At 70.2% G+C, this 8,928-nt stretch carries 11 protein-coding genes, 1 tRNA gene and 1 riboswitch; of the genes, 8 read left to right on the forward strand and 4 right to left on the reverse strand.

What is annotated here, in order from left to right:
- The first annotated feature begins 43 nt into the window (after window positions 1-43).
- The 4 genes from KMS84_RS27445 (at window position 44) to rdgB (ending at window position 2,259) form a co-directional block, all read left to right on the forward strand.
- Entirely contained in the window at window positions 44-277 is a 234-nt protein-coding gene (locus tag KMS84_RS27445) for a PTS sugar transporter subunit IIB (RefSeq protein WP_009298733.1), read from the forward strand.
- 81 nt (window positions 278-358) lie between these two features.
- Window positions 359-1,096, forward strand: a complete 738-nt coding sequence (gene rph, locus KMS84_RS27450; protein WP_256919136.1) for a ribonuclease PH — start codon at window positions 359-361, stop codon at window positions 1,094-1,096.
- A gap of 110 nt (window positions 1,097-1,206) precedes the next feature.
- Window positions 1,207-1,623: a hypothetical protein gene (locus tag KMS84_RS27455; protein ID WP_256919137.1), complete on the forward strand. Its 417-nt coding sequence runs from the start codon at window positions 1,207-1,209 to the stop codon at window positions 1,621-1,623.
- Window positions 1,624-1,656: 33 nt separating this feature from the next.
- On the forward strand, window positions 1,657-2,259 hold the full coding sequence (gene rdgB, locus KMS84_RS27460; protein WP_256919138.1) for an RdgB/HAM1 family non-canonical purine NTP pyrophosphatase: 603 nt from the start codon (window positions 1,657-1,659) through the stop codon (window positions 2,257-2,259).
- A 51-nt stretch (window positions 2,260-2,310) separates the two neighbouring features.
- Here rdgB and KMS84_RS27465 read toward each other — a convergent pair.
- The 3 genes from KMS84_RS27465 to bcp form a co-directional block, all read right to left on the reverse strand.
- Window positions 2,311-2,393, reverse strand: a tRNA-Leu gene (locus tag KMS84_RS27465).
- A 47-nt stretch (window positions 2,394-2,440) separates the two neighbouring features.
- A complete protein-coding gene (locus tag KMS84_RS27470; RefSeq protein WP_256919139.1) occupies window positions 2,441-3,454 on the reverse strand; it encodes an HNH endonuclease in 1,014 nt (337 codons plus the stop codon).
- A gap of 142 nt (window positions 3,455-3,596) precedes the next feature.
- Window positions 3,597-4,064, reverse strand: a complete 468-nt coding sequence (gene bcp, locus KMS84_RS27475; protein WP_256919140.1) for a thioredoxin-dependent thiol peroxidase — start codon at window positions 4,062-4,064, stop codon at window positions 3,597-3,599.
- 110 nt (window positions 4,065-4,174) lie between these two features.
- Between bcp and KMS84_RS27480 the strand changes: the two genes are divergently transcribed.
- The 3 genes from KMS84_RS27480 to KMS84_RS27490 all read left to right on the forward strand — a co-directional run bounded on the left by KMS84_RS27480 (window position 4,175) and on the right by KMS84_RS27490 (window position 5,412).
- Complete coding sequence (locus tag KMS84_RS27480) at window positions 4,175-4,504, forward strand: DUF3618 domain-containing protein (RefSeq protein ID WP_256919141.1); 330 nt, start codon at window positions 4,175-4,177, stop codon at window positions 4,502-4,504.
- A gap of 120 nt (window positions 4,505-4,624) precedes the next feature.
- Window positions 4,625-4,927 (forward strand): GroES family chaperonin, encoded by a 303-nt coding sequence (locus KMS84_RS27485; protein ID WP_236052880.1) that lies wholly within the window; start codon window positions 4,625-4,627, stop codon window positions 4,925-4,927.
- A 71-nt stretch (window positions 4,928-4,998) separates the two neighbouring features.
- Window positions 4,999-5,058: riboswitch (guanidine-III (ykkC-III) riboswitch) on the forward strand.
- A gap of 33 nt (window positions 5,059-5,091) precedes the next feature.
- Window positions 5,092-5,412 (forward strand): DMT family transporter, encoded by a 321-nt coding sequence (locus tag KMS84_RS27490; RefSeq protein WP_256919142.1) that lies wholly within the window; start codon window positions 5,092-5,094, stop codon window positions 5,410-5,412.
- Window positions 5,413-5,477: 65 nt separating this feature from the next.
- On the opposite strand, the gene KMS84_RS27495 is transcribed toward KMS84_RS27490, so the two are convergent.
- On the reverse strand, window positions 5,478-7,895 hold the full coding sequence (locus KMS84_RS27495) for a transglycosylase domain-containing protein (RefSeq protein WP_256919143.1): 2,418 nt from the start codon (window positions 7,893-7,895) through the stop codon (window positions 5,478-5,480).
- 232 nt (window positions 7,896-8,127) lie between these two features.
- On the opposite strand from KMS84_RS27495, the gene KMS84_RS27500 reads away from it, so the two are divergent.
- On the forward strand, window positions 8,128-8,928 hold an 801-nt coding region (locus tag KMS84_RS27500; protein ID WP_256919144.1), incomplete at its 3' end, for an ABC transporter permease.

Below are 8,928 nucleotides of genomic sequence, written 5' to 3' on the forward strand. Positions count from 1 at the left end.
ACCGATGAATTGCGGCGCGCATCAGGGATTCAGGGAGCGGAACATGGCCACCAAGGCTGAGAAGATCGTCGCCGGACTCGGCGGCCTCGACAACATCGAAGAGATCGAAGGCTGCATCACCCGCCTGCGCACCGAGGTCAACGACCCCTCGCTGGTCGACGAAGCCGCCCTGAAGGCCGCCGGTGCCCACGGCGTCGTCAAGATGGGCACCGCCATCCAGGTCGTCATCGGCACCGACGCCGACCCCATCGCGGCGGAGATCGAAGACATGATGTGAGCGAGCCCTCCGGCTCACCCCCAGGGGCTCCCCCCGACCGCGGGAGGAGCCCCTTCCGCATGTACGGCTAGGCTCGGCGCCATGTCTCGAATCGACGGCCGCACCCCCCAACAGCTCCGCCCCGTCACCATCGAACGCGGCTGGAGCAAGCACGCCGAAGGCTCCGTCCTCGTCTCCTTCGGCGACACCAAGGTCTTCTGCACCGCCTCCGTCACCGAAGGCGTCCCCCGCTGGCGCAAGGGCACCGGCGAAGGCTGGGTCACCGCCGAGTACTCCATGCTCCCCCGCGCCACCAACACCCGCGGCGACCGCGAGTCCGTCCGCGGCAAGATCGGCGGCCGCACCCACGAGATCTCCCGCCTCATCGGCCGCTCCCTGCGCGCCGTCATCGACTACAAGGCGCTCGGCGAGAACACCATCGTCCTCGACTGCGACGTCCTCCAGGCCGACGGCGGCACCCGCACCGCCGCCATCACCGGCGCGTACGTCGCCCTGGCCGACGCCGTCTCCTGGGCCCAGGGCCGCAAACTCGTCAAGGCCGGCCGCCGCCCCCTCACCGGCACCGTCAGCGCCGTCTCCGTCGGCATCGTCGACGGCGTCCCCCTCCTGGACCTCTGCTACCAGGAGGACGTCCGCGCCGAGACCGACATGAACGTCGTCTGCACCGGCGACGGCCGCTTCGTCGAGGTCCAAGGCACCGCCGAGGCCGAGCCGTTCGCCCGCGACGAACTCAACTCCCTTCTCGACCTGGCCGTTTCCGGCTGCGCCGAACTCACCGCCCTGCAGCGCGCGGCACTCGACGCGGTCCTGGAAAAGTAAACGGGACGCCAAGAACGAGGGCGGGCACGGGCAACCGGCCCGCCCTCCGGCGCGTCTACGCCAGTGCACCGACAGGGGCCTCCTGGGCCCGACACGGGGAGGACCCACTGATGTCCACGGCAGCGAACCGACGCCCGCACCGGCGTCGCCGTACCCTCATCGCCGCCGCCACCGCGGCCCTCGCCCTCGGCACGGCGCTCACGGCGACCGGCTGCGACGCGGTCGGCAAGGCCCTGGACTGCGTCCAGACCGCCGACTCCATCGCCGACAGCGTCACCGACCTCCAGCAGGCCGTGCAGAACGCCGCGAACGACCCCACGCAGACCCAGCAGTCGCTGACCTCCATCGAGAACGACCTCGACAAGATCGGCGACAAGTCCGACAACGCCGACGTCAACAAGGCCGTCGACGACCTCCAGGGCGCCGTCGCCAACGTGCGCACGGCCATCAAGAACGGCGACCGGACACCCGACCTCAGCCCCGTCACCGACGCGGCCGGCGAACTCACCAAGGTCTGCACGCCGTAAGGACGGCCGACCGCACTGGGGATACTGGGGCACATGACCCGCCTGATCCTCGCCACCCGCAACGCCGGAAAGATCACCGAACTCCGGTCGATCCTCGCCGACGCAGGACTGCCCCACGACCTCGTCGGCGCGGACGCCTACCCCGACGTCCCCGACGTGAAGGAAACCGGCGTCACCTTCGCCGAGAACGCCCTGCTCAAGGCGCACGCCCTCGCCCGCGCCACCGGCCACCCGGCCGTCGCCGACGACTCCGGCCTCTGCGTGGACGTCCTCAACGGCGCCCCCGGCATCTTCTCGGCCCGCTGGTCCGGCCGCCACGGCGACGACCGCGCCAACCTGGACCTCCTCCTCGCCCAGCTCTCCGACATCGCCGAGGAACACCGGGCCGCCCACTTCGCCTGCGCGGCGGCCCTCGCCCTCCCGGACGGCACCGAGCGCGTCGTCGAGGGCCGGCTGACGGGCGTGCTGCGCTTCGCGCCCGAGGGCACGAACGGCTTCGGCTACGACCCGATCCTCCAGCCGGACGGCGAGACGCGCACCTGCGCGCAGCTGTCCCCCCAGGAGAAGAACGCGATCAGCCACCGAGGCAAGGCGTTCCGCGAACTGGTCCCGGTGGTGCGGGAGCTGCTGGGCTGAGCGGACACGAAGAAGGGGGCCGCCTGGACGGGCGGCCCCCTTCTCGGGGTGTGCGGCCGATGGGAGTCGAACCCACATGGGCAAATGCCCCGAGGCACCTAAAACCTCTGCTTATACCATTCAGCAACGGCCGCCGGCCCCGCCATCGTAGCGGGCGGACGGCCGTCGCGCGGCAGCCGTTCTAGCCCTGGCGCCGTCGCGGCCCACCCCGGCACCACGTGCTGGTGATCGCATGGCAATTGGGGCACATATAGCGCAGGTTCGCCGCACGGTTGTCCCGCCAGTCACCACTGACATGGTCGATCTGCAAGGTGACCGGGCGACCCCGCCACTCGCCGGGATTGCCGCACTCGGCACAGGCGTACGGCACTCCGATCTCCTTCAGCGCCTGGTGCAGCCGGTCCCTGTTCGTCCGGCCCGCCCGGTCCGGCAGGACGACCAGTACGCGATGTGCGATCGGCGCAGGGGCGGGACGCTCGGGCCGCCCCCAGGGCCGGCGGGTGAAGTGGCCGGTGTCCAGGCCGAGGCGGGAGGCGGCGCGCCGCACGCGCCGGTGATTGGTGTCGTCGACCTCCATGCCGAGCCCGCGCATGACGTCGGCGTAGCTGGTGCAGACGGGGACGAGGTCGCGCAGCCGGTCCTCGGGGATCGTCGCGCGGCGATGCGAGAAGTGGGCGACGTCGATCCCCAGTGCTGCCAGCGTGCGAGCGAGTGCCGACCGGGAGCGGCTGTCGTCGGGGACGCCCAGTGCGCGCGCCACGCCGCGCACGCTCGTGGCTGAGGCCGCGGCCGTCCGGAGTTCTTCCGGGGTGAAGGGCAGAACCACGCCGGCACGGTCGATGCCCGGGAAATGACTGACGTCGACACCGGCCGCGTCGAGGCGGCGCCGGATGTGGGACAGGGTTCCGGTGGCCGGTGTGGCCCCCAGCTTCAGGGCGACCTCCCGGAGCGACGACGAGGAGGCGGCGGCTTCCGCGATGGCGGCGTCCGGGTACTTGCGCCATGGGCTGCGCTTGACGAAGTGGCTCGTGTCGAGTCCATGGCGCGCGACGTGCTCTTGCAGCACCCTGCGTTGGCCGCCGCTCGGCTTGAGATCGAGCCGGCGCATGAGGTCGGCCCAGCCGCGAGCCTCGGCGACTTCCCGCGCGAGCCTCTCCCTGCCGTAGACGCTCGCCCGTGCCGCTGCATTCGGCATGCCCATGCCCCTCCGTTCCCCGACCACTCGTTCGTGGTCTCGTACGGAGTAACGAATCGTTTATCGGACAGTCACGCGCGGGATGTGGAGCGGCCCGGGTCGGGGGGTCCGACTCGGGCCGTCTGTGCGGGGGGAGGGGAACTCAGATGCCCAGATCCTTGATGATCTTGGCGACGTGGCCCGTGGCGCGGACGTTGTACAGGGCCCGCTCGACCTTGCCCTCCTCGTCCACCACGAACGTGGAGCGGATCACGCCCATGTACGTCTTGCCGTAGTTCTTCTTCTCGCCGAACGCGCCGTACGCGTCGAGCGCGGTCTTGTCCGGGTCGGCCAGGAGGGTGACCTTCAGGGACTCCTTGTCGCGGAACTTGCCCAGCTTCTCGGGGCTGTCCGGGGAGATGCCGAGGACGTCGTAGCCGGCGCCGGTCAGCAGTTCGAGGTTGTCGGTGAAGTCGCAGGCCTGCTTCGTGCAGCCTGGGGTCAGCGCCGCCGGGTAGAAGTAGACGATGACCTTGCGGCCCTTGTGGTCCGACAGGGACACCTGGTTGCCGTCGGCGTCGGAGAGGGTGAAGTCGGGGGCCACGTCCCCGGGCTGGAGTCGCTCGCTCATCGGGCCAGCCTAACCGGGGGTCCTGACAGTGCGGCGGCGGGCGGAGCTGACAGACTGTCCAGAACAAGGATCGCCCAGAACAAGAATCGGCTGACTTCGGAGGCCTTACCGTGGCGGAGACGTCGGACACCAGAACCCCGGCGCAGATCGAGGCGGACATCAGGGCCCGCCGCGAGGTGCTGGCGGAGACGCTGGACGAGATCGGGGTGCGGGTGCACCCGAAGACCATCGTCGGGGACGCCAGGGCCAAGGTCGTCGCCAACGTCGATCACACCTTGGGCAGGGCCTATGTGCAGGTCAACCGGGTCGTGAGCGAGGTGCGGGGGCAGTTCGTGGACGAGGAGGGCGCGCCCCGGCTGGAGCGGGTGGTGCCGGTGGCGCTCGTCGTCGTGGGGGTCGTGGGGCTGCTGGCCCTGGGGACCCGTCGTCGCCGGGGGTGACCGCCTTCGGGGCCGCGCCGCACCCGCCCGCTCACGGATCGGCTTCGGGCAGGTAGGTTCAGTGCTGTGAGCGCCAAGAGAGACGACCTCGATCCCCGGCACGACAAGCTGCCCATCCGGATGCTGCACGACCGTGTGCTCGTGCGGCAGGAGACCGGCGAGGGCGAGCGGCGTTCCGGTGGCGGCATCCTGATTCCCGCCACCGCGGCCGTCGGTCGTCGGCTGGCGTGGGCGGAGGTCGTCGCGGTGGGGCAGAACGTGCGGACGGTGGAGCCGGGTGACCGCGTGCTGTACGACCCGGAGGACCGGGCGGAGGTGGAGGTGCGGGGCGTGGCGTATGTGCTGATGCGGGAGCGCGATCTGCACGCCGTCGCCGCGGACCGGTTCGAGGGGTCGGAGGACTCGACGGGGTTGTACCTCTGAACCTCTGTACCTGTGAAATGACGGCGTGGGGGGCTGGTGACCATGGTCACCAGCCCCTTTTGCGTTTTCTTTGCTACCTTCGAAGGTGCCCGACGAGACGCGCCGTACCGGGATCGCAAAGACGACGCACTGTCCTGTGCCGTCGTTTCTCCCGGAGGTGTCCCATGGCCTGGGTTCTGCTCGTCGTCGCCGGTCTGCTGGAGGTCGGCTGGTCGGTGGGGATGAAGTACACGGACGGGTTCACCCGCCTGGTGCCGAGTGTGTTCACGGGCGCGGGGATCGTCGCGAGCATGGTGCTGCTGTCGTACGCCGCCCGGTCGCTGCCCATCGGCACGGCGTACGGGGTGTGGGTGGGGATCGGTGCGGCCGGGGCGGCGGTGGTCGGGATGGCGGTGCTGGGGGAGCCGGCGACCGCGGCCCGGATCTTCTTCGTGTGTCTGCTGCTGGTCGCCGTGGTGGGGCTGAAGGTGACCGGCGGTCACTGACGGGGGTGACCGGCCGGCGTCCGCCCGGACCGGGGGACGTCGGCGTCGGTCGGCGCGGTCGGGTGTCAGTCGCGGCGGACGGGCGTGAGCTGGGGGCCGGCGGTGGTGCCGCCCGGGTTGCCGGGGTCGCCGGTGCCGCCGCCGTCGGTGGTTCCGGCCGTGGCGCCGCCGTCGGCGCCGCCGGAGTCGGTGCCCGAGGTGGCGCCCCCGGTGGTGGGGCTGCCGCCGGTCGTGCCGGTCGAGGCGCCTCCGGTGGTGGGGCTGCCGCCCGTCGCGCCGGTCGAGGTGTTGCCGGTGGCGCCGCCGGTGGTGGAGCCGCCGCCCGTCTGGCCCTGGGTCTGGCCCTGCGTCCGTCCCTTGGTGGCCTCGCCGGAGGGGGTGCTGCCGGTGGACTCGTCGTCGCCGGGCTCCTCGGAGGAGGGCGGGGCGGACGGGTAGGCGGACTCCTCGCCGCCGTCCTGGATCTGGAGGTTGAACTCCGAGGCCGGGGTCCCCTTGAGGGCGTTGCGGGTGAACTGGGCCCAGATCTGGGTGGGCGCGCCGCCGCCGTTGATGCGCGGCAGGCCCATGGCGCCCTTGAGGGACTTGTGGTGGGCGGTCTCGGGGTCCTGGCCCATGACGGCGACGACGGTGGCGAGGTCGGGGGTGTAGCCGGCGAACCAGGCGGCCTGGTCCTCCTCCGCGGTGCCGGTCTTGCCGGCGGCGGGGCGGCCGGCGGCGAGGGCCTCGGTGGCGGTGCCGTTCTCGACGACGCTGCGCAGGACCGAGGTGGTGGTGTCGGCGGCTTCGCGGCTGACGGCCTGGGTGGCCTTGTACGCGGGGAGCTCCATCACGTCGGAGCCGTCCTTGGTGACCTTGCCGATCAGGGTGTAGGCGCCGTGCTTGCCGTGGTTGGCGAGGGTGGCGTAGGCCTCGGCCATGTTCAGGACGCTGGCGTTGGCGGTGCCCAGCGCGATGGAGGGGTAGGGCTGGAGGTCGGGGGTGGAGGTGGGCAGGCCGAGGTCGATCGCGGTCTGCTTGACCTTGGCGGGGCCGACGTCGACGGCCATCTGCGCGTACACCGTGTTGACGGACTTGTCGGTGGCGGTGCGCACGTTGATGTCGCCGTAGTTGACGTAGTCCTCGTTCTCGGGGGCGTAGGAGGGGCCGGACCAGCCCTGGACAGGGCGCTTGTTGGTGCCGTCGTAGATCGTGTTGGGGGTGATCTGGCGGCCGTCCTGGGTGGTGGAGTCGTTCTGGACGGCGGAGGTGAAGACGAACGGCTTGAAGGTGGAGCCGACCTGGAAGTCCTGGCGGGTGGCGTTGTTGGTGTACTGCTTGACGTAGTCGACGCCGCCGTACATGGCGAGGATCTTGCCGGTCTTGGGGTCGACGGCGGCGCCGCCGGCGCGGACGTAGGAGTCGACCTTGCGCTTCTTGGGGTCGAGCTTGGACATGAGCTTGTCGTTGACCGCGTCGACGAAGGCCTTCTGCTTGGTCTTGTCGAGGGTGGTGGTGATGCGGTAGCCGCCGCTCTCCAGCTCGTCCGAGGTGACGATCTTGTTGTTCTTGAGGTAGTCCTTGATCGCGTTGACGAGGTAGCCGCGCTGTCCGGACAGGCCGTTGTCCGCGCCGGAGGTCTCCCGGGGGGTGGGGAACTTCATCCCGCTGCGCGCGCTCTGGCTGAGCCAGCCCTTGGTGACCATGCCGTCGAGGACGTAGTTCCAGCGGGCCTGGGCGGCGGCCTTGTTCTCCGGGTGGGCGATGACGTCGTACTCGCTGGGCGCGTTGACCAGTGCGGCGAGGTAGGCGCCCTGGGCGGGGGTGAGCTTGGCGGCCTCGACGCCGTAGTAGGCCTTGGCGGCGGCCTGCATGCCGTAGGCGTTGCGGCCGAAGTAGCTGGTGTTGAGGTAGCCCTCGAGGATGTCGTCCTTGGACGTCTCGCGGTCGAGCTTGATCGAGATGAAGAACTCCTTGAACTTGCGCGTGACGGTCTGTTCCTGCGCGAGGTAGTAGTTCTTCACGTACTGCTGGGTGATGGTGGAGCCGGACTGCTTGCCCTTGCCGGTGGCGGTGTTCCAGCCGGCCCGCAGCATCGCCTTGGGGTCGATGGCGGACTCGGTGTAGAAGTCGCGGTCCTCGGCGGCCAGGACGGCGTGCTGGGCGTCCTTGGAGATCTGGGAGAGGTCGACGTTCTCGCGGTTGACGGTGCCGTCGCGGGCGATCTCGGTGCCGTCGGCGTAGAGGTAGACGTTGGACTGCTTCATGGCGAGCGCGTTGGCCGGTGGGATCTTGACCATCGAGTAGCCGAGGAAGAAGAGGCCGGCGACGAGCAGGACGCCGATGACGAACGTGCCCAGCACCATCCGCCAGGTGGGCAGGAGGCGGCGCCATCCGGTGCGCTTGGGTCGCTTCACCTTCTTCTCGCTTCCTCCGTCACCCGCCTCGGGCTTTCCTGGTGCCCAGCCTTCGGTCGGCTGCTGCGGCTGCGGATCGTCACTCATGTGTTGCAGGACTCCTGATTTCGCGTGGGTACGTTCCCGTACGCCTCGTAAGCCTCGTACGCCTTCTGCGCCCCCTGTTGAAGACTCTCGCACCCTGCGTTCCGTTCCCGACAATCGGCGCGTGTTGTGCCGGAAATCGCGTGGCACGCGTCGGCGCGGACGCACTAGGCTCCTGCGCTTCGGTGCCGACGGGGGCACCAGGGGTGACTCGTGGGCGAGGAGGAGGGTTGCCTTGGGATCGGCGCGGTTGTACGCGGCCGTCGCGGTGGGGAGTTTCCGAAGGTACGCGACCTATCGGGTGGCCACGGCCGCGGGGGTGTTCACCAACACCGTTTTCGGCCTGATCCTCGTCTACACATATCTGGCGTTGTGGGACGAGCGGCCGCATCTGGGTGGTTACGACCAGTCACAGGCGGTCACCTATGTGTGGCTGGGGCAGGCGCTGTTCGCGACGCTGGCGATCCAGGGCGGAGGTTTCGAGGCGGATCTGATCGAGCGGATCCGCTCGGGCGACGTGGCGGTCGACCTGTACCGGCCGGCCGATCTCCAGGCGTGGTGGCTGGCGGTGGACGCGGGGCGGGCGGTGTTCCAGCTGGTGGGGCGCGGGGTGATCCCGTTCGTGTTCGGCGCGTGGTTGTTCCCGACGGCGTTGCCGCGTGATCCGGTGCTGTGGTCGGCGTTCCTGGTCGCGGTGGGGCTGGCGATGGTGGTGAGTTACGGGATCCGGTTCCTGGTGGCGCTGACCGGGTTCTGGACGCTGGACGGGACGGGCGCGTTGCAGGCGCTGGTGGTGACGGGGATGTTCTGTTCGGGGATGGCGTTGCCGTTGAACGCGTTTCCGCAGCCGTTGGGCGACATCGTGGCGGCGTTGCCGTGGGCGGCTTTGTTGCAGATGCCGGCGGATGTGCTGATGGGCGTGGTCGATCCGTGGTCGGCGTTCGCGTTCCAGGCGGCGTGGGCGGTGGTGCTGCTGGCGGTGGGGCGTGTGGTGCAGGGGGCGGCGACGCGTCGGGTGGTGGTGCAGGGTCTGACT

Origin of the sequence: Streptomyces hilarionis (genome assembly GCF_024539675.1) — a bacterium.
GTDB classification, from domain to species: domain Bacteria; phylum Actinomycetota; class Actinomycetes; order Streptomycetales; family Streptomycetaceae; genus Streptomyces; species Streptomyces hilarionis.